This is a genomic window from Pseudomonas sp. GW822-FHT06D10 (assembly GCF_058799535.1).
The window spans coordinates 269,920-295,442 of the sequence record NZ_JBXALN010000006.1 but is presented as its reverse complement, the minus strand read 5'-3'; the positions used below and the strand labels follow the sequence as shown (position 1 = coordinate 295,442).

Here is a 25,523-nt window from a genome sequence, read left to right as displayed (position 1 = left end):
AAAAGGCCCGCGGGGCCTTGCCTGGCGATCCCTCGCCAAACCTGCAGCAACCTCAGGCTCCCAGCGGCTACACGAGCAAGAGGGTCAGGAAGGGAACAACTTGCTCAGGCAACTGAGCTTTTTCTTGTAGGAACGCCGGGCCTCCAGCGCTTCTTCCAGGGTCACCGCGACAAAACGGGCCTTCTGGTTGGGCTGCATCTGGCCGATCAGGTCGAGGTCGGCGCTGATCACCGTGCCGATCATCGCGTAGCCACCACCGGACACCGCGTCCCGGTGCAGGACGATGGGTTCGAGCCCCGCCGGCACCTGGATCGAACCGATGGGATAGCAACTGTCGACGATGTTCGACGGATCGGAACCGGCACCGAACGGCTGCTCCCTGGGCTGGAAGCTCAAGGCGCTGCCGCCCTTGAAGCGATAGCCGATGCGGTCCGCCTCCGAGCCCACGGTCCAGGGTTCGGCGAAGAAGCTGGCCTTGGCCGCCTCGCTCAAACGTTCGTAGTACAGGCCCGGCACCACCCGCAGGGTGATTTCGCCGCCCAGGGACTGGCGCAGCGCCATGGGCAGACTGGCGCCCGGGCGGCTCTTGCCGCTGTCCACGCCCACCGGCAGCTCATCACCCGCCACCAGGCGCCGGCCCTGGAAACCACCCAGGGTACCCAAGGCGTAAGTCGAGCGGCTGCCCAACACCAGCGGCACATCGATGCCACCGGCCACCGCCAGATACGCCCGGGCCCCGGCCTTGGGAAAGTCGAAGCGCAGCACTTGCCCGGCCTTGACCGCAAAGGCGGTGTCCAGGTGCATGTCCACGCCATCGAGCTTGGGGGTCATGTGGGCACCGCAGACCGCCACCAGGGCATCGGTGCTGAATGCAAGCTCAGGGCCGAGCAAGGTGCACTCCAGCCCCGCTGCCCCCGCCGGGTTGCCCACCAGCTGGTTGGCGGCGCTCAGGGCGTACTGGTCCAGGGCCCCGGACGGCGGAATCCCCAGGTGATAGAAACCTTCGCGCCCCAGGTCCTGTACCGATGTGGCCAGGCCCGGTTTGATGACCTTGATCATGCCAGCACCTCCTGCAGCGACGTGGGATAGCCGACCGGGTCGGCGAGAAAGGCATCCAGGGAAAACTCCACCTCGCGGATGCGCAAGTCGAAACGCCCGGCCTCGACCTCGGCCACGGCAAGGTCATAGGCCTGGCGGTCAATGGGCTTGAACTGCACGATGTCCCCCGGACGGAAGAACACCATGTGCTGCTTGAGGTAGGCCAACTGTTGCTGCGGGTCGTAGATCGGCGCCGGGGTGACGCCGAACATCTGGTAGCCGCCGGCACCGCGCACCGAGTAGATGCAGCCGAAACAGCCGCCGTGGCCCAGGGTCAGTTTGGGCGTATCGGTGCGCGGCCGCAGGTACTTGGGCACCTGCAGTTGCCGTTCACGTTCGACCATCTGGAACATGAACGGCAGGCCCGCCACAAAGCCCACCATGGAGACGAACCAGGGCGCGCCGCTGTGGGCGGCGATAAAGGCTTCGACATCCGCCAGGCCGTTGATCCGCGCCGCGTACTCAAGATCGGTGGCGCTGGGGTCCTGGTGCCGGTCGCGAAAGCGCATCAGGGTTTCATGGGTCCAGGGGTCGTTGTAGAGCACCGGGATCTCGATGATCCGGGTATGCAGGCTGCGCTCGGCCACCGCGCAGGCCTCGGCCTGTTGCACCGCCTCCAGCAGATCCTGCGGGGCGATGCGGTCCGGGTCGAAGCGGATCTGGAACGAAGCATTGGCCAGGCACACATCCAGCACGCCATCCAATTCCAGGCGCTCCACCGCGCGGGTCACCGCCATGCCCTTGAAGAAGGCTTCCAGGGACATGCTGTCGCTGACTTCGGCGAACAGGTGCTCGTCGGCACCAAAGCTGTAGCGGATCGGCTGGCTCATGCGACACCTCCGGCGCGGCGCTCGGCCAGCCAGGTTTCCAGGGTTCCGGTGTGAAAGTCGGCCTGCTCCAGCCAGGGTTCGGCCAGCAGTTCACGGTGCAGCGACAAGGTGCTGGCCATGCCGGTCAGGGTGGTGTGCTCCACGGCAATCCGCGCCCGGGCCAGGGCTTGGCCACGGTCACGGCCATGGACGATCAGCTTGGCCAGCAGCGAGTCGTAGTAAGGCGGCACAGCATAGCCCGGGTACAGGTGGCTATCGACTCGCACCCCGGCGCCTTGCGGCCAGATCAACTGCTCGACCTTGCCCGGGCTGGGGAAGAAATCCCGCGCCGGATCTTCGGCGTTCAGGCGCATCTGCAAGGCCGCGCCGTTAAGCCGGATATCACTCTGGCGCAGGCCCAGGGGCTCGCCCCCGGCAATACGCAGCATGGCCTGGACCAGATCGATACCGGTGATCAGCTCGCTGATGGGGTGCTCCACCTGGATCCGCGTGTTCATCTCGATAAAGAAGAACTCGCCGGTGCTGTCGTCGTAGAGGTATTCCAGAGTGCCCGCGCCCTGGTAGCCCAGGGCTTGGGTCAGGCGCACGGCACTGCTGCACAACTGCTCACGCTGCTCGGCACTGAGCACCGGCGAAGGCGCTTCCTCGAAGATCTTCTGCCGCCGCCGTTGCAGCGAACACTCGCGCTCGAACAGATGCACCGCGTGTTTGCCATCGCCCAACACCTGGACTTCGATGTGCCGCGCACGGCCAATGAAACGCTCCAGGTACACTGCGCCGTTGCCGAACGCGGTCTGGGCTTCGCGTTGCGCCCGAGGGAATTCCTCGGCCAATTGCGCCGCGTCCTGGGCCAGGCGGATCCCGCGCCCGCCACCGCCGGCACTGGCCTTGATCAATAGCGGAAAGCCCACGACTTCAGCGGCCGCCAGCGCACTGTCCAGGTCGAAGAGTTCTCCTGGGGAGCCCGGTACCACCGGCACTCCCGCCGCCTGCGCAGTGCGCCGGGCTTCGGCCTTGTCACCCATGCGGCGGATGGTTTCGGCACTGGGACCGACGAAGATCGCCCCGGCCTCGACCACCGCCTCGGCGAAATCGGCATTCTCGGAAAGAAAGCCATAGCCCGGATGTACCGCGTTGGCACCGCTGGCCTGCAAGGTACCGAGCAGGGCCTGGACATTCAGGTAGCTCTTGTCGGCCCGCGCCGGGCCGATGATCTGCACTTCATCGGCCATACGTGCGGCCATGGAATCGGCATCCGCCTCACTGCAGGCGGCAACGGTGGGAATCCCCAGGGCCTTGGCCGCGCGAATGATGCGCACGGCAATCTCGCCACGGTTGGCCACCAGCAATTTGTTGATTGATCCAGTCATGCCCCGGCCCTCACTGTTCGAGCGTCGCGACGACCTGACCCGGTTCCACCGGATCACCGTCTTCCACCAGAAAGGCGCTGACTTGACCCGCGCTCCCGGCGGTCAGTTCGGAAAACTGCTTCATGACTTCGATCAGGCCGATCACGGCATCGGCGCTGACGCTGTCGCCGACCTCGACGAAAGGCGCCGACTCCGGGGTGGCCTTGCGATAAAAGGTGCCCGGCAAGGGGGTGATAACACTGTATTCGGCCATGTCTGTTCCTTTTGGAATAGTTGTAGAAAGGCAGGCAAAAAAAACAAAACCAGATGAACCCCGCGTCTGTGCGCGGTGCTTCGTATCGATGCGCCTCAGCGCGGTGCGCGGACCTCGATGCCGGCCTGATCCAGCGCCGTGCGGGTGGCCTGCACCAGATCCAGGGCGCCGGGGGTGTCGCTGTGCAGGCAGATGGAATCGAATTCGAGAAACAGCTCCTCGCCTTCGACGGTGCGTACCAGGCCGGTCTGGCAGGCGCGCAGCACCTTGGCCGCCACGGCTGCCGGGTCCAGGGCGCGGACGTTGCGGGTAAACACGATGGAGCCGCTGAGGTCGTAGTCGCGGTCGGCGTAGAACTCGCGGATCACCGGCTGCCCCAGCTCCTGGGCCACGCGCCAGATCACCGAATTGGGCATGCAATACAGCAGCAACTCGGGCTCCAGCCGGCGCAGGTTTTGCACCAGCAGCCGCGCCGCTTCCTCGTCCCGGGCCAGGTGCATGTAGAGCGCACCATGAGGCTTGATGTGCTGCAGCTTCACGCCTTGTACCCGGGCCATTTCCCGCAGGGCGCCAAGCTGATAGAGCATGTCGTCCACCAGCTCCTGGGCCGGGGCATTGATGTGCCGGCGGCCGAAACCCACCAGGTCGCGAAACCCCGGATGGGCGCCGATGGCCACCCCCAGGCGCTTGGCCTGTTCGATGGTGCGGCGCATGGTGCCGGGGTCGCCGGCGTGAAAGCCGGTGGCGATATTGGCCGAGCTGATAAAGCCCATCAGCTCGTTGTCGACGCCATCGCCGATGGTCCACGGGCCGAAGCTCTCGCCCATGTCCGAATTGAAATCCACTGCCTGCATCACTGTTGCTCCAACTCTCGTGACTTCGTGCGACGAAAATTAGAGCGCCCTTGACCCCTTGGGAAGATCTATTATCAGATAGAGCTTGTTCTGAAAAACAGATAAAGCTAGCAGGCAGCGTGATGCGTGACGGCGCAGGCGCTTGCACGATCGCTTTCGCCGGCAAGCCGGCTCCTGCAGCGTTAGAGGGGAATGGGCCGTGTCGTTGACCTTGCGCCAGGTGCGCTATTTCGTTGCTACCGCCGAGATCGGGCAGATTTCCCAGGCGGCGCTGCACTTGAATATTTCCCAGTCGGCGGTGACCACGGCGATCAAGGAGCTGGAGGCGATGCTCGCCGTGCAGCTGTTCGTGCGCTCGGCCCAGGGCATGAATCTGACCGATGCCGGGCGGCATTTTCTCAACCGCGCCTACGTGATCCTGCGCAGCGTCGAAGATGCCCTGAACAGCCCGTTGCCGGACTATCGGGCCAGCGGCGTATTGCACCTGGCGGCCAGCTACACGGTGATCGGCTACTTCCTGCCGCACCACCTGCAGCGCCTGCAGCACTGGCACCCGGACGTCACCATCGAGCTCCATGAACAGGAACGCCAGGCCATCGAGCAAGGCTTGCTGGAAGGCCGCTTCGACATGGCAGTGGTACTCACCGCCAACCTGACGCACCCGGACATCGTCTCGCAGACCCTGTTCAACTCCGAGCGCCGGCTGTGGCTGCCGGCCCACCATCCGCTGTGCGAGCGCAGCAGCATCAGCCTGGCGGACGTGGCCGAGGAGCCGTTCATCCTGCTCACCGTCGACGAAGCCGAGCAAAGCGCCATGCGTTATTGGGAACAGGCCGGCCAGCAGCCCCGGGTGCGCGTGCGCACCAGCTCGGTGGAAGCGGTGCGCAGCATGGTGGCCAACGGCAGCGGCGTGGCGATCCTCTCGGATCTGGTGCACCGGCCCTGGTCACTGGAAGGCAAGCGTATCGAGACCCTGAGCCTGAGCGATGCGGTCACGCCCATGAGCGTGGGGCTGGCCTGGCACCGCGAGCGTACCTTCACCCCGGCCATGCAGGCCCTGCGCGATTATTTCCACGACGCCTTCCTGGCGCCCCAGCAACTGAGCGCCCGGCGCTGAACACCTTGCTTGGCGATCTCTTGCCGAACCTCCAGCGGCCTCAAGATCCACGCGTCTCCTACGGAGACGTTCGCAGCCTGCGGCAGCGGCTACACAAACCTAGTCAGGGGCAGGTCCAGCTACGCGCCGCGCCCGCAATCTGCCCGGCCAGCTGGGCGATGGCCTGCTGGTGGGCCTGCACCAGGCTGTTCAGTTCCACCCCCGCCGGCTGGCGGATCTGGCTGCTGCAGGTCAGGCTGCGGGCCGGGCCGCCCTCACCCCGCTGGCGCAGGCTCCAGACCACATCGATCAGTGCATAGCGCCCGGGCAGGGACTCGAAGCGCCGCACATCGGTCTGCAACGACAGCACCGGGCGCCCGGGCTGCTTGGGCAGGCCTTCAAGGTTGCGGGTACCCAGCTTCTGCTCCATCTGGCTGGCCAGGGCGTCGTGGAACTCATCCACCAGCGGCGCGCTCCAGCGCTGGGTTTCGAGGATCGCCAGGGTGCCGCTGTCCTGGCGCACCACCAGTTGCGGCTGGTCCACCTGGACCGGAATCCGCACCGTGGACATTTCGAACTGCGGGCCCCCGGTGCGGGCCGCGCTGCTGCCTTCGGCCACCGGTGGCAGCAGGGTGTAGTAATGGGTGGGCGCGGAGCTGCAGGCGGCAAGTCCCAGGGTCAGGCAGAGCAACAGGGCACGGGTTTTCATGGCTGGGCTTCCGGTACGGATTCGCGAACAGAGGAGGATGGCGACTGGTAGGCATCCGGTTGATTGTCTTTGAGGCGCCCGCGGATCAGCGCTTCAGGATGACGCCCGAGGAAATCGCTGAGCACCCGCACCGAACGCGCGGTGCGCTGCACTTCCTCCATGGCCTGGCCGAGTTTCTGCCGCTGCGGCGAGTCTTCGGAGAAACTCTCGTTGGCGCTGGCCAGGGTCTTCTTGGATTGCTCCAGGGTGTCGCGCATCTGTGGCAGCACTTCGCCGTTGACCTGTTTGAGGGTCTTCTGCATCTCCGCCAGGCTGCCATTGAGGTTGGCGGCAATGGAGTCGATCGGCAGCTTGCTGATCTTGTCCACCACGGCCTGCAACTGCTCCTGCAACTTGTCCATGCTGCCAGGCACAGTGGGAATCTCCAGGGGCCGTGCGGTAGCGTCATAGGCCACCGGCTTGGCGTTGGTGACAAAGTCCAGGGAGATGTACAGCTGGCCGGTCAACAGGTTGCCGCTGCGGGGCTGGGCGCGCAGGCCGTTCTTGACGAAGGCGCCGATCAGTTTCGCCGAGCGGGCGTCGTCTTCGCCGCCGGTCTGCTTCACCAGCTTTTCGTGGGCCTTGCCCAGCCGCTCGGGGTAGATCACCGCGCCGACCAGGGTCGGGAAATACTTGCGCTGCTCGTCGTAGTCCAGATCCATGGACACCACCTTGCCGATGTTCACCCCGAGGAACTCCACCGGGGCATTCACCGACAGGCCGCGCAAGGCCTGGTCGAAGCGCATGCGAATGTAATAGGGCGCGCCGTCGGGCGGCGCCAGGGCGGTGTCCTGGTCGCCGAACAGGGTGTACTCGGCGTTCTCGTCAGCCGGCTTGGCATTGGGGCTGTACTTGGGTTCGACGAAGGCAATGCCGCCGGCGAGGATCGACGACACCGACTCGGTGTTGACCTTCAAACCGTTGGCGCCGAGGGTCACGTCGACGCCGCTGGCGTTCCAGAAACGGGTGTCGGTGGTGACGTACTTATCGTTGGGCGAATTGACGAAGATCTTCACGTCCACGCCCTTGCCGCTGTTGGCCAACTGGTAGGACACCACCTGCCCCACCTCGATGCGCCGGTAATAGACCGGCGAGCCGATGTCCAGCGAGCCCAGGTCGTCGGTGTGCAGGGTAAAGCGCTTGCCCTTCTGCCCATAGGTGATGGGCGGCGGGGTTTCCAGGCCCTTGAAGCTGTCCTTGCGTTTTTCCGACTTGCCGGCATCGGCGCCGATAAAGGCCCCGGAAAGCAGGGTGTCGACCCCGGAAATGCCATTGGCGCCGATTCGCGGGCGCACCACCCAGAACAGCGAATCGTCGGCGGTGAAGGGTTCGGCGGACTGGTCCAGCTCGACCTTGGCCACCACCTTCTTGCGGTCGTCGCTCAGGGCGATGGAGGTCACCTTGCCGATCACCACGTTCTTGTACTTGACCTGGGTCTTGTTGGCTTCCAGGCCTTCGGCGGTCTGGAAGCTGATGCTGATTTCCGGCCCCGCCGAGAGTGAGTTGTGCACCACCATCGACAGCCCCACCAGGGCCGCGACAATCGGCACCAGCCACACCAGCGAGACATTGAAACGCCGCGTGCGCAGCGCCGGAGCGCCAGGAACGGGCGGGGGATTTGCTGCGTTGGAACCTGGATGATCAGACATCTTCAACCTCTGCGTCCCAGATAAGCCGGGGATCGAAACTCATGGCCGCCAACATCGTCAGCACCACCACCAAACCAAAAAACAGAATACCCATGCGCGGGTCGATCGAACTCAGGGCGCGAAACTGCACCAGGGCCGCCACCAGGGCCACCACCAGCACGTCGAGCATCGACCAGTAGCCGATCAGCTCGATGAAACGATAGAGCTTGGCCCGCTCGCGCTGGGCCCAGAGGCTGCGGCGCTGGCAGGTCACCAGCAGGGTGCCGAGGACAAAGAACTTGCTGCAGGGCACCACCACGCTGGCGATGAAGATCAGCAGGGCGATGTCCCAGGAACCGTGTTTCCAGAACTCCACCACGCCGCTCATGATGGTGTTTTCACTGGCGCTGCCAAAGATGCTGGTGTGCATCACCGGCAGCAGGTTGGCCGGAATGTAGAAGATCAGGCTGGCCAGGAGAAAGGCCCAGGTGCGCGCCAGGCTGTTGGGCTTGCGCGCATGCACCGGCGCATCGCAGCGCGGGCATTGATGCTCGGACGCCTGGCAGACCTGGCCGCAGGTGTGGCACAGCATCAATTGGTGGTCCCGGGCGTAGGGTGGAGCGCTCATCAGTAGCGGCCCTCCAGGTCATCCCAGAGGTAGCGGATGTCCTTGCCGGAAATCAGGATGATCAGCACCGTGAGCATCGCCAAGGCCCACAGCCCCAGCCCCGGATGCACATCGAGCATCCCCGCCAGCTTGACGATGGCCACCAGGATCCCCAGCAGGCACACCTCCAGCATGCTCCAGGGCCGCAGGTGCTCCAGAGCGCGCATGCTTGCCTTGAAGCCGGGCGCGGCGCGCCCCACATTGGCAAACCCCAGCACCCAGCACAGCAGGATGATCTGCAGGCAGGGCGCAAGAATGATGGTCAGGCCGGTGATCGCGGCAATCAGGCTGATGCGACCCTGGGCCAGGGCCTCCACCGATTGCCAGAGGGTCGCCTCGTTGCTCAGGCCTTCGAGGCTGATCTTGATCACCGGAAACAGATTGGCGAAGACAAACAACAACCCGGCGGTGATCGACAGGGCCAACAGCTGCTGCACACTCAGCCAACGGGCACGGGCCAGTACCGCGCCACAGCGCGAGCACTGGGCCGTCTGGCCTTTGCCGAGCGGCACGGACTCGTACAACGAATCGCAGTGTTCGCAGATGATCCAGTTACGGGAAATAGTCATGGCCTTCAGATAGTCAGGAGGACAGCAGGTTCACTGAACGGAACCCGAAGCCGGGTATTTTCTGCAAAAGTAGAGGATGGTGTCTAGTTTTCTCTAGGACTGCACCCCACGCTCTACGCCATAATAGGCGCCCCCGGACATTTCGCTGACCATGACCGAATCCATCCCCTCCCCCGCCGCTCCCCACCGAGCCCCCAAACAGTCCCGTGGCCACGAACGGGTGATGGCGATCCTCGACGCTTGTGCCCGGCTACTGCCCAGCCAGGGGGCGGCGAACCTGACCATGCACGGCATCGCCCGGCTGGCCGGTACCTCCATCGGTTCGCTCTATCATTTTTTCAGTGACAAGCAGCAAGTGCTCGAAGCCCTGGGCCAGCGCCACATCGAAGCCCTGAGCACCATCACCAGCGACCTGCTGGCGGTTGCTCCGCAGGTCTGGACGGGGTCCAGTGGCCGGCAAGTGATAGAGCGCATGGTGCTGCCGATCCTCGAATACCTGGAGCAGCACCCCGACCTGCTGCTGATGATCAACCCGGGGTTTGCCATGGGCCAGTTGCAGGCCCCGGACCTGCGCCTGCAGATCAAGAGCGTCTATCGCCAGGTCCTGGCGCTGCGCCTTCCCCAGGCCAGTGCCGCCGAGCGCGAGGCCTACGCCATGGCCATGCTCGGCCTGCCCATCGGCCTGTTCCATCTGGCCCTGGAACACCCCGAGTTCAAGAGCCAGCTGCTGCTCGAAGAAGTGCCGCGGGCGCTGGAAGCCTATCTGGCTGCCATCGAAGGGCGGCACCCGGCACCCTGAAACCGGCTCAGTGAGCCAGGCGCTGTTGCAGCCACTTGTCCCGCAGCACGTCGTAGACCCAGTGATAGACATAGGTGTACGGCAGGAAGAACAGCAGCACGCCGATGTCCAGGATGAACGCCTGCAGCAGGCTGATATTCAGCCACCAGGCAATCATCGGTACGCCCACTGCCACCAGCCCGCCTTCGAACATCAACGCATGCAGGACCCGGGTCCAACCGTTGTGGACCCACTGCAAGCGCTTGAGCAACCGGTCGAACAGGCCGTTGAACACCACGTTCCAGGCCAGGGCCAACAGGCCAATACCGATGGTCACCAGGCCCATGTCGGCCATGGGCTTGTCCATGATCCAGGACAGCAGCGGGGTGCAGATCAGCACCGCCAGCAGTTCAAAACCTACCGCCTGGAAGATGCGTTCGTTAAGGGATTTCTGAAGGCTCATGGCCGGCTCCTTGAATGAATGTGTTGCCGATCTTCCAGGACAAGGCCGATACTTCATAATCAATAACCATCGAGCAGGGCGATAGTTCATGGCCTCACATGAAGTGCTGCTGGCGTTTGTCCAGGCAGCCACCCAAGGTTCCTTTTCCGCTGCCGCGCGCAAGCTGGGCAAGAGCCAGTCCACCATCAGCGCGGCGGTGGCCAGCCTGGAGATCGACCTCGACGTGCAGCTTTTCGACCGTTCCAGCCGCAAGCCCGGCCTCACCCCGGCCGGGCATGTGCTGCTGCAGCGTGCCGAAGCAATCCTGGCTGCCACCAGCCGCCTGGAAATGGCCGCCAGCCAGCTGTCCCAGGGCATTGAGGCGAAACTCACGGTGGCGCTGTCGGACACCTACCAGTCGGATCGCTTCGAAAGCAGCCTGAGCGCCTTCGAGCAGCGTTACCCGGACCTCGAGCTGGAATGCCTGATTGCCGAGTGCGAAGACCTGATCGCCCTGGTGCAGAGCGGCCGGGCGCAGATTGCCTTTGCCGAGATGCAGGCCGACTACCCGGCGGACCTGGAGCACAAGACCATGCAAGAGCGCAGTGAGATTTCCCTCTACGTGGCCTGCAAGCATCCCTTGGCGCAGCAGGCCCGGGTCGATGAGGAAAGCCTGCGCCAGCACCGTGAATTGCGTCTGGCCACCGTGCTCAACCCCTACGACAGCCGCTGCCAGGGCCGGGTCTGGTCGGCCCCCAGCTACCTGATGCTGCTGGAGATGGCCCAGGGCGGCTTTGGCTGGGCGCCCCTGCCGCGCTGGCTGGTGGAAGGTTTTGGCGCGGGCAAGTTGCAGGAGCTGAACGTGCGTGGCTGGCCGCGCACCGTGGCGGTGGACGCGCTCTGGTCGCGCCTGCACCCGCCAGGGCCGGCGGGCAGCTGGTTGCTGGCGCAGATGCTGCAATGACCGCGCTCGTCAGCGCCGCCCGCTAGCCGATTGGCCGCAGGGTGCGCAAGTAGTCATGCAGCGTGCGCAAGGTCGCCGACTCCAGCGCCTGCACGGCGTAGCACAAGCCGATCCGCCGGCTGGGCGCCGGCAGGTGCAAGGCCCGGCTTTCTACCCCCTCGCGGCCCTGCACCAGCGACAGCGGCAGCATCGCCACCCCCAGGCCCGCCGCCACCATGTTCAGCGCCTGCTTCAAGCTCCCGGCATGCCCGGCCTGGGCTTGCACAGCACCGCCATAGAGCGCCATCAGGCGCTGGTGCGAGGCGTGCTCCGGGCAAGTGACCCAGTCCTCCACCCGGGGCTGGGGCTGCTCTTGCTCCAGCAGCCTGTGCCCCACCGGCACCGCCAGCACATAAGGCTCCTCCCATAACGGCAGGAACAATTCGTCCTCGCAGCACAACTCTTCCACCGCCAGGCGCGCGTCGCCGACACAGCCTTCCTGCAAGGTCAGCAACAGGTTGGGCAACGCCTGCTGGGCCATTCGTACGAAAGCGGATACCTGGCAGTCGGCAATATCACCTTCTACTCCCAGCTCCAGCGCCAAACGGCTTTCGTCCTGGCGAAACAGACGGCTCAAGCTCTCGGCCTCGGCCACCATGCGCCGGGCCTGGGGATACAGCACCCGCGCCTGCTCGCTGACTTCAACACCCCGTGGCTGGCGCAGGAACAACTGCGCCCCCAACTCGTCCTCAAGCTGTTTGATGGTCACCGACAAGGTCGGCTGGCTAATGCACAAGCGCTGGGCGGCAGCGGTGATGTTGCGCTCCTCGAACACCGCAAGGAAGGCTTTGAGATGGCGGACATCCATAGGAAATACCGATGACAGACAGAGGAATAAGGCATTTTTCAGCCTCAAGAGGGCTAAATATACTGCCCGCCCCGTAAAGCCATGCATTTTTCTTATTCCTGGAGTCCTCCCATGAGCAAGCCTCTCGTCATCATCACCGGCGCCAGTTCGGGCATCGGCGAGGCCACCGCCCGCCTGCTGTCGGCGGCCGGCCATCCCCTCCTGCTGCTGGCCCGGCGCGTCGAGCGCCTGCACGCCCTGGAACTGCCCGACAGCCTGAGCCGCGCGGTGGACATCACCGACCGCGCCGCACTGCTGGCCGCCGTGGCGGAGGCCGAAGCGCGGTTCGGCCCGGCGGACGCCCTGATCAACAACGCCGGGGTCATGCTCCTGGGGGAAATCAGCCGGCAGGACCCGCAGCAGTGGGAGCGCATGCTCGACGTCAACGTCAAGGGGCTGCTCAATGGCGTGCACGCCGTGGTGTCCGGGATGATCGAGCGCCGCCAGGGCACCCTGATCAACGTCAGTTCGGTGGCCGGGCGCAAGACCTTTGCCAACCACGTGGCCTATGTCGGCACCAAGTTCGCGGTCCACGGGCTCTCGGAAAACCTGCGCGAAGAGCTGGCGCCGCACAATGTGCGGGTCATCACCATCGCCCCCGGTGCGGTAGAAACCGAACTGCTGAGCCACACCACCGACGAGGCCATCAAGGCCGGTTACCAGGCCTGGAAACAGGACATGGGCGGTACGGTGCTGAGTGCAGACGACGTGGCCGGGGCCATTGCCTTTGCCTACCAGCAGCCGCAGCAAGTGTGTATCCGCGAGATCGTCCTGGCGGCGACCCGTCAGCAGGCTTGAGCCGGGGCGCGGTTGGCGCCCCGGCGGGTTCGGTCGCAGCCTTCGGCAGCGGCTACTGGGGGAGCTGGGCCAGGCGCTGTTCGAGGAAGCGCCGCTCGGGGGCTTGCCGGACCAGGGCCAGGGCCCGCTGGTAGGACTGGCGCGCCGCGGCGATATGCCCCAGTTGCCGGCAGAAGTCGGCACGAGCGGCATGGGCCAGGTGGTAATCCTGCAAGTCGCCGCGCAGCAGGATCGCTTCCACTTGCGCCAGCCCGGCACCGGGCCCGTCGCGCTGGGCCAGGGCCACGGCACGGTTGAGCTCGATCACCGGCGAAGGCTGCAGGCGCAGCAGCACGTCATACAAACCGACGATCTGCGGCCAGTCGGTCTGTGCTGCACTCGGCGCTTCGGCATGCACCGCGGCAATCGCCGCCTGCAGGCAATAGGGCCCGGCCTGGCCGCTGCGCAGGCCGCGCTCTACCAGGGCACAGCCCTGCTCGATCAAGTCCTGCTGCCACAACCCGCGATCCTGCTCGTCCAGCAGGACCAGCTCGCCGTCGCTGGAAAGACGCGCGCCACGCCGTGACTCGTGCAACAGCATCAGCGCCAGCAGGCCCATCACCTCCGCTTCCGGCAACAGTTCCAGCAGCAGGTAGCCCAGGCGGATGGCTTCGCGGGTCAGGTCCTCCCGGGTCAGCTCGGCGCCCATGGAAGCCGAATACCCTTCGTTGAACACCAGGTAGATCACCCGCAGCACGCTCTCCAGGCGCTCGGGCAGCTCGCTCAACGCCGGCACCTGGTAGGGAATCCGCGCATCGCGGATCTTCGCCTTGGCACGCACGATGCGCTGGGCGATGGTGGCCGGCGTGGCCAGAAAGGCCCGGGCGATTTCCTCGGTGCTCAGGTCGCAGATCTCCCGCAGGGTCAGGGGTACCTGGGCATCCGCCGCCAGCGCCGGGTGGCAGCAGGTGAAGATCAGGCGCAGGCGATCGTCTTGCACGTCCTCGGCGCTCCAGTCGTCCTGTTCCAGTTGCTCGAGCTGGCTGAGCAGCGCCGCCTGTGACGCCGCGAAGCGCGCCCGGCGACGCAGGGCGTCGATGGCCTTGAAGCGGCCGACGGACACCAGCCAGGCCCGCGGGTTGTCCGGCACGCCATCGCTGCGCCAGCGCTCCACCGCCACGAAGAAGGCTTCATGCAGCGCCTCCTCGGCCAGGTCGAAATCCCCCAGCAGGCGGATCAGGGTGGCGAGGATCCGCCGCGACTGCTCGCGGTAGACCTGCGCCACCGTTGCCGCGATGACTTCCCGAGGCTGGTCGCTCATCAGTCCGGCAGGTCCCGGGTGACCAGGGCCACCAGGCGCTCCAGGCTCTGCCCCCAGCCCTCGTGAAAGCCCATGGCCTCATGGGCCTTGCGATCGGCCTCGGTCCAGTGCATGGCGCGGGCAGTGTAGAGGGTCTGGTCGCCCTGCTCCTCGAAGGTCACTTCAGCGGTCATGAACGGCTTGCCCGAGGGGATCCAGCCCGGCAGGTAGGCGTCGGTAAACACCAGCCGCGACGGCGCGGCGATCTCCAGGAACACCCCCATGGTCGGGTACTCGCTGCCGTCCGGGGCGCGCATCAGGGTACGAAACTGGCCACCGACCCACAGGTCCATTTCACACTCCGGAGTGGTCATGCCGTGGGGCCCCCACCATTGCGCCAGCAAGGCCGGCTCGGTCCAGGCGCGAAAGACCTTGTTGCGCGGCGCGTCGATCAGGCGGCTGATGGACAGTTCATGCTCGGCGGGCTTGCGGCCCGCGGTCTGGAAAGTCATCGCGAAACTCCTGTTTATCGTTGTTTTCAGGGATTCAATTCACGTACCGGACGCACTTCGACACTGCCGACCCGGGCCGCCGGTATCTGCCCGGCCACCTGGATCGCTTCGTTCAAGTCCTTGGCCTGGATCAGGTAGAAACCGGCCAACTGTTCCTTGGTTTCGGCGAACGGGCCATCGGTGATCGACAGCTTGCCGCCGCGCATGCGCACCGTGGTGGCGGTGTGCACCGATTGCAGCGCCTCGGCGGCAAGCATCCGCCCGCTGCCCTGGACCGACTCGGCATAGGCCAGGCACTCGGCATCCTCGGGGCTATCGGGCAGGCTGTGCAGCAACTGTTCGTCGCTGTAGACCAGGCATAGGTATTTCATGGGCACCTCCGGATTCGGGCTGAGCAACTATGGTCGCTGTTCGCCGCTTTGGCGAACCGCTGGTTGCTCAGGGTTGCAGGTCGAACTGGGTGGTCCCGGTGAGCATGTCGAACGGCGCCGACCAGTGCTCGTGCACCACCAGCCATTGGCCCGCACGGCGCTGGTAGGCGGCACTCACCCGCATCCAGCAGGCCTTGGTCACGCCCTCGGCATCGGTGCCACCGCAATGAGCCAGCCAGTGGGCGAAGGCCAGCTCTTCGTCGGCCAGCACCTGCAACTGATGGAACTCGAAAATACCCGGGCCGGGGCAGACCTGCATGCACGCTTCCCAGTGTTCGCGATAGGCGGCCTTGCCCTTGAATTGCAAGGCACCGACCGCGTCGAAAGAAGTGATGTCGTCGGCGTAGTAGCTGACAATACGCTGGATATCCCGGGCCATCACAGCCTGTTGCCAGTTGTCGATCAGGCTGCGGATCTGCGCTTCGTTGGATGGATTGTGCATGGCGAAACTCCTCATGAATGGAATGAACCGCTGCTGAACACCCCCTGCACCCACGCCGTTGAATGTTCAGTTCACCCTTAGTCGTCTGGCCATTCGCGCAATCGACACTGCGCATAAAAAAATTTACCGGCGGGGCAAAATCGCTAGAATCCGCCCCCTCCCCCCACCGGATCTACGTGCCCCGTGACCACTCGCCTGGTGCCTTACGAACAGCTCGACAGCCACCAGCATGCCCGCTTGCTGGAGCTTGAGGTGCTACCCGGACAGAAGGCGTTTAGCGGGGACATTCATGGCGCGCTGTACACCCTCGACAACGCGCCGCGGGGAGCGATCAGGGGCTTTGCCCTGCTCAGCGAGGAGTGGCCGGTGGCCTTCCTGCTGCTCAAGCGCCCGCCCTGCCTGCCGGCCTGGGCCGATGCCGATAGCGCCAGCCTGCACGCCCTGCAAGTGGACCGGCGGCACCAGGGCCGGGGCTTCGGCCAGGCCTGCCTGCAAGCGGTGCCTGAGGCCGCCCGCCAGGCCTGGCCCGAACTCAAGGGCCTGACCCTGGCGGTGGACAGCGACAACCAGCCGGCCCTCAGGCTGTACCGCAAGCTGGGCTGGGTGGAAAACGGCGAAGCCTGCAAGGGCCGGATCGGCTATGAACGGCGGATGGCGCTGGCGTTCTGACCCCGGGCCCGCGGCTGCAAACCCGATATCCGCTCTACAGCGACTGCACCATCTCGTGCCAGGCCATGCCGCCGTGGTCCGACTCCGACGCCTTGATGTAGACAAAACCAAAGCGCTGGTACAGCGGTACATGACGTTCCTTGCACATCAGGTGGATGCGCGCCTTGCCCAGTTCGCGCATGCGCGCGATGAAGGCTTGCAACAGTTGCCGGGACAGGCCCAGGCCCTGGAAGTCCGGGTGCACCACCACCGACATGATCACCACTTCCGGGCCCGCCGGGTCGTGGCCGATCAGTTCCTTGAAGGCCTCGTCGGCCATCTGCACATCGAAGGTAGCGCCGGAGTTGATGAAGCCGGCCACCACACCCTGCACCTCGGCAACGATGAAACCTTCGGGCCAGGTGGCGATGCGGGTGGCGATCTTGTCCCGGGTCGCGGCCTCGTCGCCTTCGTAGGCCAGGGTCTCGATGGCAAAGCAGCGGTCCAGGTCGGTGGGCAGGACGGTGCGGATCAGCGGAGTCGAAGCGGTCATGGGCGGCAACCTGGGGTCGGAGAAGGGCCGCCGATTCTACCAACAGTGCAGCCTGCGTATGCATTGCATAGGGATCGAAGGGGCCGCCGTAAAGCTTTCATATAAGCCCTGGCAACGCCTGCGCCAAGGGCTTATCTATCAGCTCCCCGACGTCAGGGTGGCCGGCCCGAGCGGGCCGGAACCGCCCCGTCCTGCCCCCAGGAGCTTTCCCATGAGCAATATCCAGATCGGCCTTCTACTGCTGTTCGGCATTGCCGCCTTCGGCTGCATCACCCTGTACATCGACTTTGTCCACGAACGGCGCCGCGGCGAAAAAACCCTGGGCCGGGATCACAGCCCCACCAGGCGGTAACCCACCTGCAACTCGGTGATCAGATGCTGGGGCTGGGCCGGATCGGCCTCCAGCTTCTGCCGCAGATGGGCCATGTGTACCCGCAGGTAATGGGCGCGGTCGACGTAGTCCAGGCCCCAGACTTCCAGCAGCAACTGGCGATGGGTCAGCACCCGGCTCTGGCCACGGATCAGCGCGCAGAGCAGGCGGTACTCGATCGGCGTGAGGTGCACAGGCAGCCCTTCGCGGCGCACCTCATGGGTGGCTAGGTCGACCTCGATGGCACCAAAGGCCACCTTGCTGGTGGCGGCCGCCGTACCGCTCTGGCCATGACGGCGCAGTTGCGCGCGAATCCGCGCCAGCAGTTCCGGCACGCCGAACGGTTTGACCAGGTAGTCGTCGGCGCCGGCATCCAGGGCGGCGACTTTCTCGTCCTCCCGATCCCGGGCCGACAGCACCAGGATCGGCACCGCCAGCCAGCCGCGCAGCTCGCTGATCAACTGCTTGCCGTCGCCGTCCGGCAGGCCCAGGTCGACGATCACTAGGTCCGGCTGGCGGCTGGCGGCGTGGATCAGGGCGCGCTTGACGCTGTCGGCCTCGAACACCTGGAAACCTTCGTCCTCCAGGGCGATACCGACGAAACGGCGGATATTGGCTTCGTCCTCGACGATCAGGATGCGTGCGCTGCTCATAGGGTTTCCATGGAAGGCGGCTGACCCGCCGGCAAGGTGATGACAAAACTCAGCCCGGCATCGGCATGAGGCTGGGCCTCGATGCGCCCGCCATGGGCCTCGACGATACGTTTGGCCAGGGCCAGGCCCAGGCCGATGCCGGCCACGGCGGATTCCTGCTGACCGCGACTGAAGGCTTCGAACAGACTGGCCGGGGAACTGCCCTTCGGGCAGCCCGGGCCGCTGTCGCTGACCTGCAGGATGATCTGCTGGTCGACCTGGCGGGCGCTGATCTGCACCAGGGTCCCGGCCGGGGTGTACTTGGCGGCGTTGTCCAGAAGGTTCACCAGCACCCGCTCCAGCAACAGCGCGTCCACTTCCACCAAGGGCAGCTGCGGCGCCATGGCCACTCGCAATTGATGCCCGGCCAGGGGCTCGCGCAGCTGGCGCAGGGCACTGCCGACAATCTCCTCCAGGGAGTTCCACTGGCGATTCAGGCGTACCCCGCGCTCCTGCATGCGCGCCATGTCCAGCAGGTTCTCGATCAGCCGCTGCATGGACGAAGCCTGATCGTGAATCCCTGCCAGCAGGTGCTTGAGCGGGCCCTGCGCAGCGTGGGGCAAGGCGGCGTCGGCGGCGCCGATGATGGTGGTCAAGGGCGTGCGCAGGTCATGGGAAATGGCCGCCAGCAGGGTGTTGCGCATGCGCTCGCCCTCCATCTGCAGCACAGTGCTCTGGGCCACCTCGACGTAATGCACGCGCTCCAGGGCAATCGCCAGCTGGCTCATGCAGGCCTCCAGCAGGCGCTGTTCTTCCGGCTCCTTGAGGCGCTCGGCATCCTCGGCTTCAAGCACCAGCACGCCACGCACCCGCATCGGCGCCTTGAGCGGCAGATAGCAGCCCTTGGCCGCCGCCAGGGTATCGGTGCCGCGCCCGGCCGGTTGGTCGTGGTCATAGGCCCACTGGGCGATGCTCTCGTCAATGGCCAGGGTATTGGCGCTCAGCGCCCGCACCCGGTTCTCGGCATCCGGCAACGCCAGCCCGACCCGGGCCTCGAACACCCCACTGAAGGTACGCAGGGCCACGGCGCAGATCTGCTCCTCGGTCAACGCCGCCGACAGCTCACGGGCCAGCCCGGCCAGGGAGGTGGCACGGCGCTCGCCCGCGGCCGCGGTACGTGCTTCATGGCGCAGGCGCGCAGTGAGCTGGCCGGTGATCAGGGCAATCCCCAGCATCAGGGCGAAGGTGAAGAAGTACTGGGTGTCGTTGACCGTGAACGACCACACCGGCTGGACGAAGAAGAAATCGAAGCACAGCACCGCCAGCATCGCCGCCCAGACGCCGGGGCCACGCCCGTAGCGCAGCGCCACCAGGACCACCGTCAGCAGGAACAGCATGACCACGTTGGCCGGGTCGAACACTTTGAGCAGCAGCGCCGCCACCGCGGTGGCGGCAAAGCACGCCAGGCTCGCCCACAGGTAGGCCGGCGCGCGGCTGGGCGGCAGGCCGGCCTCGGGCTTGTCCACTGGCGCAGGGCGCCGGCTCAAGGGCCCATTGGCGATTACGATCTGGTCGATTTCCGGGTGCTGGCGGCTGATGCGGTCGCTCACCGACTGGTGCCAGAACTGCCAGACCTTGCGCGGGTAATGGCCCAGCACCAGGCGATTGGCGTTGTGCTCGCGAGCGCAGGCCACCAGGGCTTCGGCGACATCCATGCCGGGCAAAGTGGCGGTCTCGGCGCCAAACTCGGCGGCCAGGGCCAGGGTCTTCATGGCCGCCGCATAACGGGCGGCGCCGGCGCCACGGCGCTGGGCCGAAGCCACGTGCACCACCATCCAGTCGGCTTCGAGCTTTTGCGCCAGGCGCGCGGCTTCGCGCACCAGGCGCTCATCCGCCGGGTCGCCGGCGATCCCCACCAGCAAGCGCTCGCGAGCCGGCCACAAGGCATTGATCGAACGCTCGCGGCGATAGTCGCGCATCTGTGCATCGACCCGGTCGGCGGTGCGGCGCAGGGTCAGTTCACGCAGGGCCAGCAGGTTGCCCTTGCGAAAGAAATGCCGTGAAGCGCGTTCGGCCTGGGGCCCGAGGTAGACCTTGCCGTCCTTGAGGCGGCGCAGCAGGTCATCCGGCGGCAGGTCGATCACCAGCACTTCGTGGGCTTCGTCGAACAGGTGGTCGGGCACCGTTTCGCGCACCCGGATGCCGATGATCCCGCTGACGATGTCGTTGAGGCTTTCCAGGTGCTGGACGTTGAGGGTGGTCCAGACATCGATCCCGGCCCGCAGCAATTCCTCCACGTCCTGCCAGCGCTTGGGATGGCGCGAGCCGGGCACGTTGCTGTGGGCCAGCTCGTCCACCAGCAGCACCGCCGGGTGGCGCGCCAGGGCGGCATCCAGGTCGAACTCCGGCAAGGCGTAGTCGCGGTGCATCAGGCGGTGGCGCTCCAGCACTTGCAGCCCTTGCAGCAGCTCGGCGGTTTCTCGCCGGCCATGGGTTTCCACCACCCCGGCCACCACGTCGCGGCCCTGGGCCACTTCGTTGCGCGCCGCGGTGAGCATGGCGCAGGTCTTGCCGACTCCGGCGTTGGAACCGAAATAGATCCGCAGTTTGCCCCGTTGGGCCGCTTGCTCGTCCTGCTGCAGTTTTTCCAGCAGCGCATCGGGATCGGGGCGACCGTCGCGGGGCGGCATGTCAGCATCGAGAACAGCCATGTGCATCCTTAAATGGACAAGGCGGCACTCGAAAGAGCGCCGCCTTGCAAGTCCCTGTCAGACCAGGCCGAGGCCGGCCAGCAGCATGTCGATCAGCTTGATCCCGGCGAAGGGTACCAGCACCCCGCCCAGGCCGTAGATCAGCAGGTTGCGGTTGAGCAGTGCCGCGGCGCCAATGGCCCGGTACTTCACCCCCTTGAGCGCCAGGGGGATGAGGAACACGATGATCAGCGCGTTGAAGATCACCGCACTGAGAATCGCCGAGTTCGGGCTGTTCAGGTGCATCACGTTCAGCGCCGCCAGTTGCGGGTAAGTGGCGACGAAGGCGGCCGGTACGATAGCAAAATACTTGGCCACGTCGTTGGCCACGCTGAAGGTGGTCAGGGCGCCGCGGGTCATGAGCATCTGCTTGCCCACTTCCACCACTTCGATCAGCTTGGTCGGGTTGCTGTCCAGGTCCACCATGTTGCCGGCTTCCTTGGCCGCCTGGGTGCCGCTGTTCATGGCCACCGCCACGTCGGCCTGGGCCAGGGCCGGGGCGTCGTTGGTACCGTCGCCGGTCATGGCCACCAGCTTGCCCTTGGCCTGGTAGTCGCGGATCAGTTGCAGCTTGTCCTCGGGCCGCGCTTCGGCGAGGAAATCGTCGACCCCGGCTTCCACGGCGATGGCCGCCGCGGTCAGGCGGTTGTCGCCGGTGATCATCACGGTCTTGATGCCCATGCGCCGCAGCTCGGCGAAGCGCTCCTTGATCCCGCCCTTGACCACGTCCTTGAGCTCCACCACGCCCAGGGCCTGGGCGCCTTCACTGACTACCAGCGGCGTACTGCCACGGCGCGAGACTTCATCGACCTTGGCCTGCAAGGCCGGCGGGAAGCTGCCGCCCTGGGCCTCGATATGCCGGCGGATGGCATCGGCCGCGCCCTTGCGGATGCTCCGGCCCTCGGGCAGGTCGACCCCGCTCATGCGGGTCTGGGCGGTGAACTGCACGAAGCTGGCGCCCAGGGCGTGAAGGTCACGCCCACGGATGTCGAACAGTTGCTTGGCCAGCACCACAATGCTCCGGCCTTCCGGGGTTTCGTCCGCCAGGGAAGCCAGTTGCGCGGCTTGCGCCAGTTCGCTGTCCTTGATCCCCGGCGCCGGCAGGAAGGCGCTGGCCTGGCGGTTGCCCAGGGTGATGGTGCCGGTCTTGTCCAGCAGCAGCACGTCCACGTCCCCCGCCGCTTCCACGGCGCGGCCGGAGGTGGCAATGACATTGGCCGACATCATCCGGCTCATGCCCGCCACGCCGATGGCCGAGAGCAGGCCACCGATGGTGGTGGGGATCAGGCACACCAGCAGCGCCACCATCACCGTGGCGCTGATCACACTGCCGGTGCCGCTCATGGCCACGGCGAAGATCGAGTACGGGCTCAGGGTCACGATCACCAGCAGGAACAGCAGGGTCAGGCCCACCAGGAGAATGGTCAGGGCCACCTCGTTGGGAGTCTTCTGGCGCTTGGCCGACTCCACCATGGAGATCATGCGGTCCAGGAACGACTCGCCTGGGTTGACGCTGATGCGCACCACCAACCAGTCCGACAGCACCCGGGTGCCGCCGGTGACCGAGGAGAAATCGCCCCCGGCCTCGCGGATCACCGGTGCCGATTCACCGGTGATGGCGCTTTCGTCCACCGTGGCCACGCCTTCGATGACCTCGCCGTCCAGGGGCACCAGGTCGCCGGCCTCGATCAGCACCACCATGTCCTTGCGCAGTTCGCTGGCGGCCATGGGCAACCAGGCGGCGCCATGCCGGGGCTGTTGCAGCAGCTTGGCCAGGGTCTGGCGCTTCATGCCCTTGAGGCTCGCCGCCTGGGCCCGGCTGCGGCCCTCGGCCAGGGCTTCGGCAAAGTTGGCAAACAGCACGGTGAACCACAGCCACAGGGTGATGCTGAGGATAAAGCCGCTGGGGGCCTCACCCTCGCCGCCCAGGGACTGGAACCACAGCAGGGTGGTGAGAAGGCTGCCCAGGTAGACCACGAACATCACCGGGTTCTTCCACTGCGCCTGGGGCAGCAGTTTCTTCACGGCATCCAGGCACGCGGTGAGCACTAGCCCACGGTCGAACAACGCTATACGAGGGTTGCTACTCATGATCGACGTCTCTTACTCACTGGCCGCAACGGGCGAGGAATGCAGGGGCGCTTGGGCATCCAGCGCCAGGTTGAGTTGCAGCACATTGACCCGGGGCTCGCCCAGCAGGCCGAAGGTGCGGCTTTCGCTGTGCGCCTGCAGCAGCATCAGCACGTCCACGGCGGCCATTTGCCGCTGGCGGGCCACCCGGTTCAGTTGCAGCCGGGCGTTGGCCAGGGAGATGTGCGGGTCCAGGCCGGAGGCCGAGGCGGTCACTGCGTCCACTGGCACCGGCATGTCTGCCGCCAGGCCATTGAGCTGGCGATAGGCGCTGACCCGCGCGGCCACGCTGTCCACCAGCTTCTGGCTGGTGGGGCCCAGGTTGCTGGCGCCACTGGCCCCGGCGTTGTAGGGCTGGGGCACACTCTTGCTCGGGTCCAGCGGATCGCTGCCCAGGGTCATGCTCGGGCGGCCCTGGAAATACTCCGGGCGGTCGAACGCCTGGCCGATCAGCGCCGAGCCCACGACCCGGCCATCACGCTGCACCAGGCTGCCCTGGGCCTGGAACGGAAACAGCAGGTTGGCCAACCCCGTGGTAACCAGCGGATAGGCCAGCCCGGTGAGCAGCATGAAGAACACCGCCGACACCAGCACCGGGCGCAACAGGCCCTTGAACAGCAGCGCGGTGGCGCCCTGGGTTTGCATTTGCGTAGTCATCACAACCCCTTACTTGTAGGTCTGGCCGGCGAGCAACTGCAGTTGCTCCACCAGCGGGCCGAGCGCGAGGGCCGGCAGGAAAGTCAGGCCACCGACCACCAGCACCACGAACACCACCAGCAACATGAACAGCGGCGTGGCGGTGGGAATGGTGCCGGCACCGGCCGGGATGTTCTTTTTCGCCGCCAGGGAACCGGCCACGGCCAGCATCGGCAGCATGGTGAAGAAGCGCCCCATGAGCATCGCCAGGCCAATGGTGGTGTTGAAGAACGGTGTATTGGCGTTCAGGCCGGCAAACGCCGAACCGTTGTTGGCGGTGCCCGAGGCGTAGGCGTAGAGCACCTCGCTGAAGCCATGGGGGCCCAGATTGTTGAGGCTGTTGAGAGTGCCCGGCCACAGTGCCGCCAGGGCGGTGAAACCGAGGATGCAGATCGGGTGCGCGAGCACCGAGAGCATCACCAGCTTGATCTCCCGGGCCTCGATCTTCTTGCCGAGGAACTCAGGGCTGCGACCGATCATCATGCCCACCAGGAACACCGTCAGCAGGGCGTACTGAATCAGGTTGATAAAGCCCACGCCGTCGCCGCCGAACACACAGTTGAGCATCATCTGCGCCAGGGGCACGAAGCCGCCCATGGGGGTCAGCGAGTCGTGCATGGCATTCACCGAACCGGTAGTGGCGCCGGTGGTGGTGGTGACGAACAGCGCGGTGTCGGCAATGCCGAAGCGCAGCTCCTTGCCTTCCATGTTGCCGCCGCTCTGGGTCTCCGACATCTGCTGGTCGGCACCGGCCTGGGTCAGCAGCGGGTTACCGCCCTGCTCCGCGGTGAAGACAATCGCCAGGAAGCCGACGAACATCACCAGGAAAGTGCCGAAGAACACCCAGCCCTGACGCCGACGCAGCAGCATGCTGCCGAAGGCATAGGTCAGGGCCGAAGGGATCAGCAACATGCTGAGGATGTGCAGGACGTTGGTCAGCGGCGTCGGATTCTCGAACGGGTGGGCCGCGTTCATGCTGAAGAAGCCGCCACCGTTGGTGCCGATGTGCTTGATCGACTCGAAACTGGCCACGGCGCCGACGATCAGTTGCTGCTGGGCGCCTTCCAGGGTGGTGGCCAGGGCCTGGGAGTTGAGGGTCTGGGGCATGCCCTGCCAGACATAGACCAGGGCCATGACCAGGCACAACGGCAGCATCACCCGGTACAGGGTGCGGGTGAAGTCGACCCAGTAGTTGCCCAGGTCCGCCGAGCTGGAACGGCTCAGCCCACGAATGAAACCGGCTGCCGCCACCACGCCGGCGGTGGCGCCGACGAACATCAGGAAGGTGATCACTGCCATCTGGCTGAAGTTCGACAGGCTGCTTTCACCTGAGTACGCCTGCCAGTTGGTGTTGGTGATAAAGGACGCGGCGGTGTTGAACGCCAGGTCCGGGGTCTGCGCCGCCAGCCCCAGGGGGTTGAGCGGTGTGCTGCCTTGCAGGCGCAGCAGCAGGTAGCCCAGCAGCATCATCGCCGCATTGGACAGCAGCAGGGCCGAGCCATAGCGGGCCCAGCCCATGGTTTCAGCCGGGTCGATCCCCAGCAGGCGGTAGGTGGCACGCTCCGGCAAGGCGTGGCCACGGCCGCTGAAGACCCGGGCCAGCCATTGGCCCATCAGCGCGGCCAGCCCGGTCATCAGGCCGAGGATCACCGCGTATTCCAGCACAGTACTCAACATGTCGATGCTCCGTTCAAATCTTGCCCATGGCGACGATGACCAGGGCCGTCAACACAAAGAACCCCAGGGTCAGGCCCACGAAGATCAGGTCGAACATGGCTGGTTTCCTTTCTGGTAGATGCCCGGACGGGCGAATGAAAGTGGGTGGCAGTTGCTGCGTGCGGTCATCAGAATTTCTCGGCACGGATCAGCGCATAACCCAGGTAGGCAAACAGCAGCACGGCGCACAAACCACTGGCGCCGTAGATGAATGGCAGTGTCAGCAAGGCAGCTCTCCCCTTAATGCTCAAAGGCGGTGCCGGGAGCGCAAAGCGCAACCCGGGCACGGCCGGTCAGGGCACCCGCGACGGGCGCCGGCAGGGAGTCGGGAACGCCTCGTCCACCGCTCTCCTCTGCGCCACGCAGGTTAGGTGAGGGCGCAT

At 65.7% G+C, this 25,523-nt stretch carries 29 protein-coding genes; 6 read left to right on the top strand and 23 right to left on the bottom strand.

Going from position 1 to position 25,523, the window contains the following annotated elements; translation table 11 throughout:
• Positions 1-84 precede the first annotated feature (84 nt).
• The 5 genes from AC1RL5_RS22000 to AC1RL5_RS21980 form a co-directional block, all read right to left on the bottom strand.
• Complete coding sequence (locus tag AC1RL5_RS22000; protein WP_041119561.1) at positions 85-1,059, bottom strand: 5-oxoprolinase subunit C family protein; 975 nt, start codon at positions 1,057-1,059, stop codon at positions 85-87.
• The gene (locus AC1RL5_RS21995) at positions 1,056-1,928 is read right to left on the bottom strand and encodes a 5-oxoprolinase subunit B family protein (RefSeq protein ID WP_125063091.1); all 873 of its coding nucleotides are present in this window, start codon (positions 1,926-1,928) and stop codon (positions 1,056-1,058) included. The genes AC1RL5_RS22000 and AC1RL5_RS21995 overlap by 4 nt, the downstream gene beginning before the upstream one ends.
• Positions 1,925-3,298 carry an acetyl-CoA carboxylase biotin carboxylase subunit gene (locus AC1RL5_RS21990; RefSeq protein ID WP_492589433.1) on the bottom strand — a complete coding sequence of 458 codons (1,374 nt, stop codon included), beginning with the start codon at positions 3,296-3,298 and terminating at the stop codon, positions 1,925-1,927. Before AC1RL5_RS21990 ends, AC1RL5_RS21995 begins: the two co-directional genes overlap by 4 nt.
• 10 nt (positions 3,299-3,308) lie before the next feature.
• A complete protein-coding gene (locus AC1RL5_RS21985; RefSeq protein WP_492589434.1) occupies positions 3,309-3,551 on the bottom strand; it encodes an acetyl-CoA carboxylase in 243 nt (80 codons plus the stop codon).
• A 95-nt stretch (positions 3,552-3,646) separates the two neighbouring features.
• On the bottom strand, positions 3,647-4,405 hold the full coding sequence (locus AC1RL5_RS21980; RefSeq protein ID WP_015636704.1) for a 5-oxoprolinase subunit PxpA: 759 nt from the start codon (positions 4,403-4,405) through the stop codon (positions 3,647-3,649).
• A gap of 199 nt (positions 4,406-4,604) precedes the next feature.
• Here AC1RL5_RS21980 and AC1RL5_RS21975 point away from each other — a divergent pair, with 199 nt between their 5' ends.
• Positions 4,605-5,522, top strand: a complete 918-nt coding sequence (locus AC1RL5_RS21975; protein ID WP_011062808.1) for a LysR family transcriptional regulator — start codon at positions 4,605-4,607, stop codon at positions 5,520-5,522.
• A gap of 103 nt (positions 5,523-5,625) precedes the next feature.
• Here AC1RL5_RS21975 and AC1RL5_RS21970 read toward each other — a convergent pair whose 3' ends face one another.
• The 4 genes from AC1RL5_RS21970 to AC1RL5_RS21955 are packed head-to-tail and all read right to left on the bottom strand — an operon-like array spanning position 5,626 to position 9,113.
• Positions 5,626-6,210 carry a PqiC family protein gene (locus AC1RL5_RS21970; protein ID WP_072450735.1) on the bottom strand — a complete coding sequence of 195 codons (585 nt, stop codon included), beginning with the start codon at positions 6,208-6,210 and terminating at the stop codon, positions 5,626-5,628.
• Positions 6,207-7,898 (bottom strand): PqiB family protein, encoded by a 1,692-nt coding sequence (locus AC1RL5_RS21965; RefSeq protein ID WP_015636705.1) that lies wholly within the window; start codon positions 7,896-7,898, stop codon positions 6,207-6,209. Before AC1RL5_RS21965 ends, AC1RL5_RS21970 begins: the two co-directional genes overlap by 4 nt.
• Positions 7,891-8,505, bottom strand: a complete 615-nt coding sequence (locus tag AC1RL5_RS21960; protein ID WP_011062811.1) for a paraquat-inducible protein A — start codon at positions 8,503-8,505, stop codon at positions 7,891-7,893. Before AC1RL5_RS21960 ends, AC1RL5_RS21965 begins: the two co-directional genes overlap by 8 nt.
• Positions 8,505-9,113 carry a paraquat-inducible protein A gene (locus AC1RL5_RS21955; RefSeq protein ID WP_015636707.1) on the bottom strand — a complete coding sequence of 203 codons (609 nt, stop codon included), beginning with the start codon at positions 9,111-9,113 and terminating at the stop codon, positions 8,505-8,507. The genes AC1RL5_RS21960 and AC1RL5_RS21955 overlap by 1 nt, the downstream gene beginning before the upstream one ends.
• A gap of 151 nt (positions 9,114-9,264) precedes the next feature.
• On the opposite strand from AC1RL5_RS21955, the gene AC1RL5_RS21950 reads away from it, so the two are divergent.
• Positions 9,265-9,912, top strand: coding sequence for a TetR/AcrR family transcriptional regulator (locus AC1RL5_RS21950; RefSeq protein ID WP_072450736.1), 648 nt, complete (start codon positions 9,265-9,267; stop codon positions 9,910-9,912).
• A 7-nt stretch (positions 9,913-9,919) separates the two neighbouring features.
• Here the strand turns inward: AC1RL5_RS21950 and AC1RL5_RS21945 are convergent, their stop codons facing one another.
• Positions 9,920-10,354, bottom strand: coding sequence for a multidrug/biocide efflux PACE transporter (locus tag AC1RL5_RS21945; RefSeq protein WP_011062813.1), 435 nt, complete (start codon positions 10,352-10,354; stop codon positions 9,920-9,922).
• 88 nt (positions 10,355-10,442) lie between these two features.
• Here AC1RL5_RS21945 and AC1RL5_RS21940 point away from each other — a divergent pair, with 88 nt between their 5' ends.
• Entirely contained in the window at positions 10,443-11,297 is an 855-nt protein-coding gene (locus tag AC1RL5_RS21940; RefSeq protein WP_015636709.1) for a LysR family transcriptional regulator, read from the top strand.
• A gap of 22 nt (positions 11,298-11,319) precedes the next feature.
• Here the strand turns inward: AC1RL5_RS21940 and AC1RL5_RS21935 are convergent, their stop codons facing one another.
• Entirely contained in the window at positions 11,320-12,144 is an 825-nt protein-coding gene (locus AC1RL5_RS21935) for a LysR family transcriptional regulator (protein WP_207239687.1), read from the bottom strand.
• Positions 12,145-12,255: 111 nt separating this feature from the next.
• On the opposite strand from AC1RL5_RS21935, the gene AC1RL5_RS21930 reads away from it, so the two are divergent.
• Positions 12,256-12,981, top strand: coding sequence for an SDR family oxidoreductase (locus AC1RL5_RS21930; protein ID WP_011062816.1), 726 nt, complete (start codon positions 12,256-12,258; stop codon positions 12,979-12,981).
• A 52-nt stretch (positions 12,982-13,033) separates the two neighbouring features.
• Here the strand turns inward: AC1RL5_RS21930 and AC1RL5_RS21925 are convergent, their stop codons facing one another.
• The 4 genes from AC1RL5_RS21925 to AC1RL5_RS21910 form a co-directional block, all read right to left on the bottom strand.
• The gene (locus tag AC1RL5_RS21925) at positions 13,034-14,281 is read right to left on the bottom strand and encodes an RNA polymerase sigma factor (protein WP_011062817.1); all 1,248 of its coding nucleotides are present in this window, start codon (positions 14,279-14,281) and stop codon (positions 13,034-13,036) included.
• Positions 14,281-14,772, bottom strand: a complete 492-nt coding sequence (locus AC1RL5_RS21920) for an SRPBCC family protein (protein ID WP_011062818.1) — start codon at positions 14,770-14,772, stop codon at positions 14,281-14,283. The genes AC1RL5_RS21925 and AC1RL5_RS21920 overlap by 1 nt, the downstream gene beginning before the upstream one ends.
• A 26-nt stretch (positions 14,773-14,798) precedes the next feature.
• Entirely contained in the window at positions 14,799-15,143 is a 345-nt protein-coding gene (locus tag AC1RL5_RS21915) for a YciI family protein (protein ID WP_011062819.1), read from the bottom strand.
• Positions 15,144-15,210: 67 nt separating this feature from the next.
• A complete protein-coding gene (locus AC1RL5_RS21910; RefSeq protein ID WP_072442730.1) occupies positions 15,211-15,645 on the bottom strand; it encodes a YybH family protein in 435 nt (144 codons plus the stop codon).
• 183 nt (positions 15,646-15,828) lie between these two features.
• On the opposite strand from AC1RL5_RS21910, the gene AC1RL5_RS21905 reads away from it, so the two are divergent.
• Positions 15,829-16,314 carry a GNAT family N-acetyltransferase gene (locus AC1RL5_RS21905; RefSeq protein ID WP_011062821.1) on the top strand — a complete coding sequence of 162 codons (486 nt, stop codon included), beginning with the start codon at positions 15,829-15,831 and terminating at the stop codon, positions 16,312-16,314.
• A gap of 34 nt (positions 16,315-16,348) precedes the next feature.
• Here AC1RL5_RS21905 and AC1RL5_RS21900 read toward each other — a convergent pair whose 3' ends face one another.
• A complete protein-coding gene (locus AC1RL5_RS21900; RefSeq protein WP_072450738.1) occupies positions 16,349-16,846 on the bottom strand; it encodes a GNAT family N-acetyltransferase in 498 nt (165 codons plus the stop codon).
• Between the two features lie 211 nt (positions 16,847-17,057).
• Here AC1RL5_RS21900 and AC1RL5_RS21895 point away from each other — a divergent pair, with 211 nt between their 5' ends.
• The gene (locus tag AC1RL5_RS21895; protein WP_177190996.1) at positions 17,058-17,198 is read left to right on the top strand and encodes a hypothetical protein; all 141 of its coding nucleotides are present in this window, start codon (positions 17,058-17,060) and stop codon (positions 17,196-17,198) included.
• On the opposite strand, the gene AC1RL5_RS21890 is transcribed toward AC1RL5_RS21895, so the two are convergent.
• The 7 genes from AC1RL5_RS21890 to kdpF form a co-directional block, all read right to left on the bottom strand.
• A complete protein-coding gene (locus AC1RL5_RS21890) occupies positions 17,177-17,869 on the bottom strand; it encodes a response regulator (protein WP_011062823.1) in 693 nt (230 codons plus the stop codon). The genes AC1RL5_RS21895 and AC1RL5_RS21890 overlap by 22 nt on opposite strands.
• On the bottom strand, positions 17,866-20,538 hold the full coding sequence (locus tag AC1RL5_RS21885) for a DUF4118 domain-containing protein (protein WP_019093585.1): 2,673 nt from the start codon (positions 20,536-20,538) through the stop codon (positions 17,866-17,868). The genes AC1RL5_RS21890 and AC1RL5_RS21885 overlap by 4 nt, the downstream gene beginning before the upstream one ends.
• Positions 20,539-20,616: 78 nt before the next feature.
• On the bottom strand, positions 20,617-22,689 hold the full coding sequence (kdpB, locus tag AC1RL5_RS21880) for a potassium-transporting ATPase subunit KdpB (protein ID WP_011062825.1): 2,073 nt from the start codon (positions 22,687-22,689) through the stop codon (positions 20,617-20,619).
• Positions 22,690-22,701: 12 nt separating this feature from the next.
• The gene (gene kdpC, locus AC1RL5_RS21875) at positions 22,702-23,385 is read right to left on the bottom strand and encodes a potassium-transporting ATPase subunit KdpC (RefSeq protein WP_015636717.1); all 684 of its coding nucleotides are present in this window, start codon (positions 23,383-23,385) and stop codon (positions 22,702-22,704) included.
• Positions 23,386-23,394: 9 nt separating this feature from the next.
• Entirely contained in the window at positions 23,395-25,101 is a 1,707-nt protein-coding gene (gene kdpA, locus AC1RL5_RS21870) for a potassium-transporting ATPase subunit KdpA (RefSeq protein WP_492589435.1), read from the bottom strand.
• A 13-nt stretch (positions 25,102-25,114) separates the two neighbouring features.
• Positions 25,115-25,285: a hypothetical protein gene (locus tag AC1RL5_RS21865; RefSeq protein ID WP_011062828.1), complete on the bottom strand. Its 171-nt coding sequence runs from the start codon at positions 25,283-25,285 to the stop codon at positions 25,115-25,117.
• Complete coding sequence (gene kdpF, locus AC1RL5_RS21860; protein WP_019093583.1) at positions 25,269-25,367, bottom strand: K(+)-transporting ATPase subunit F; 99 nt, start codon at positions 25,365-25,367, stop codon at positions 25,269-25,271. Before kdpF ends, AC1RL5_RS21865 begins: the two co-directional genes overlap by 17 nt.
• Positions 25,368-25,523 lie beyond the last annotated feature (156 nt).

Excerpts from the sequence above, each read along its gene's own strand:
- AC1RL5_RS22000 (WP_041119561.1), bottom strand. The coding sequence starts at position 1,059 with ATGATCAAGGTCATCAAACCGGGCCTGGCCACATCGGTACAGGACCTG.
- AC1RL5_RS21995 (WP_125063091.1), bottom strand. The coding sequence starts at position 1,928 with ATGAGCCAGCCGATCCGCTACAGCTTTGGTGCCGACGAGCACCTGTTC.
- AC1RL5_RS21990 (WP_492589433.1), bottom strand. The coding sequence starts at position 3,298 with ATGACTGGATCAATCAACAAATTGCTGGTGGCCAACCGTGGCGAGATT.
- AC1RL5_RS21985 (WP_492589434.1), bottom strand. The coding sequence starts at position 3,551 with ATGGCCGAATACAGTGTTATCACCCCCTTGCCGGGCACCTTTTATCGC.
- AC1RL5_RS21980 (WP_015636704.1), bottom strand. The coding sequence starts at position 4,405 with ATGCAGGCAGTGGATTTCAATTCGGACATGGGCGAGAGCTTCGGCCCG.
- AC1RL5_RS21970 (WP_072450735.1), bottom strand. The coding sequence starts at position 6,210 with ATGAAAACCCGTGCCCTGTTGCTCTGCCTGACCCTGGGACTTGCCGCC.
- AC1RL5_RS21965 (WP_015636705.1), bottom strand. The coding sequence starts at position 7,898 with ATGTCTGATCATCCAGGTTCCAACGCAGCAAATCCCCCGCCCGTTCCT.
- AC1RL5_RS21960 (WP_011062811.1), bottom strand. The coding sequence starts at position 8,505 with ATGAGCGCTCCACCCTACGCCCGGGACCACCAATTGATGCTGTGCCAC.
- AC1RL5_RS21955 (WP_015636707.1), bottom strand. The coding sequence starts at position 9,113 with ATGACTATTTCCCGTAACTGGATCATCTGCGAACACTGCGATTCGTTG.
- AC1RL5_RS21950 (WP_072450736.1), top strand. The coding sequence starts at position 9,265 with ATGACCGAATCCATCCCCTCCCCCGCCGCTCCCCACCGAGCCCCCAAA.
- AC1RL5_RS21945 (WP_011062813.1), bottom strand. The coding sequence starts at position 10,354 with ATGAGCCTTCAGAAATCCCTTAACGAACGCATCTTCCAGGCGGTAGGT.
- AC1RL5_RS21940 (WP_015636709.1), top strand. The coding sequence starts at position 10,443 with ATGGCCTCACATGAAGTGCTGCTGGCGTTTGTCCAGGCAGCCACCCAA.
- AC1RL5_RS21935 (WP_207239687.1), bottom strand. The coding sequence starts at position 12,144 with ATGGATGTCCGCCATCTCAAAGCCTTCCTTGCGGTGTTCGAGGAGCGC.
- AC1RL5_RS21930 (WP_011062816.1), top strand. The coding sequence starts at position 12,256 with ATGAGCAAGCCTCTCGTCATCATCACCGGCGCCAGTTCGGGCATCGGC.
- AC1RL5_RS21925 (WP_011062817.1), bottom strand. The coding sequence starts at position 14,281 with ATGAGCGACCAGCCTCGGGAAGTCATCGCGGCAACGGTGGCGCAGGTC.
- AC1RL5_RS21920 (WP_011062818.1), bottom strand. The coding sequence starts at position 14,772 with ATGACTTTCCAGACCGCGGGCCGCAAGCCCGCCGAGCATGAACTGTCC.
- AC1RL5_RS21915 (WP_011062819.1), bottom strand. The coding sequence starts at position 15,143 with ATGAAATACCTATGCCTGGTCTACAGCGACGAACAGTTGCTGCACAGC.
- AC1RL5_RS21910 (WP_072442730.1), bottom strand. The coding sequence starts at position 15,645 with ATGCACAATCCATCCAACGAAGCGCAGATCCGCAGCCTGATCGACAAC.
- AC1RL5_RS21900 (WP_072450738.1), bottom strand. The coding sequence starts at position 16,846 with ATGACCGCTTCGACTCCGCTGATCCGCACCGTCCTGCCCACCGACCTG.
- AC1RL5_RS21895 (WP_177190996.1), top strand. The coding sequence starts at position 17,058 with ATGAGCAATATCCAGATCGGCCTTCTACTGCTGTTCGGCATTGCCGCC.
- AC1RL5_RS21890 (WP_011062823.1), bottom strand. The coding sequence starts at position 17,869 with ATGAGCAGCGCACGCATCCTGATCGTCGAGGACGAAGCCAATATCCGC.
- AC1RL5_RS21885 (WP_019093585.1), bottom strand. The coding sequence starts at position 20,538 with ATGCCGCCCCGCGACGGTCGCCCCGATCCCGATGCGCTGCTGGAAAAA.
- kdpB (WP_011062825.1), bottom strand. The coding sequence starts at position 22,689 with ATGAGTAGCAACCCTCGTATAGCGTTGTTCGACCGTGGGCTAGTGCTC.
- kdpC (WP_015636717.1), bottom strand. The coding sequence starts at position 23,385 with ATGACTACGCAAATGCAAACCCAGGGCGCCACCGCGCTGCTGTTCAAG.
- kdpA (WP_492589435.1), bottom strand. The coding sequence starts at position 25,101 with ATGTTGAGTACTGTGCTGGAATACGCGGTGATCCTCGGCCTGATGACC.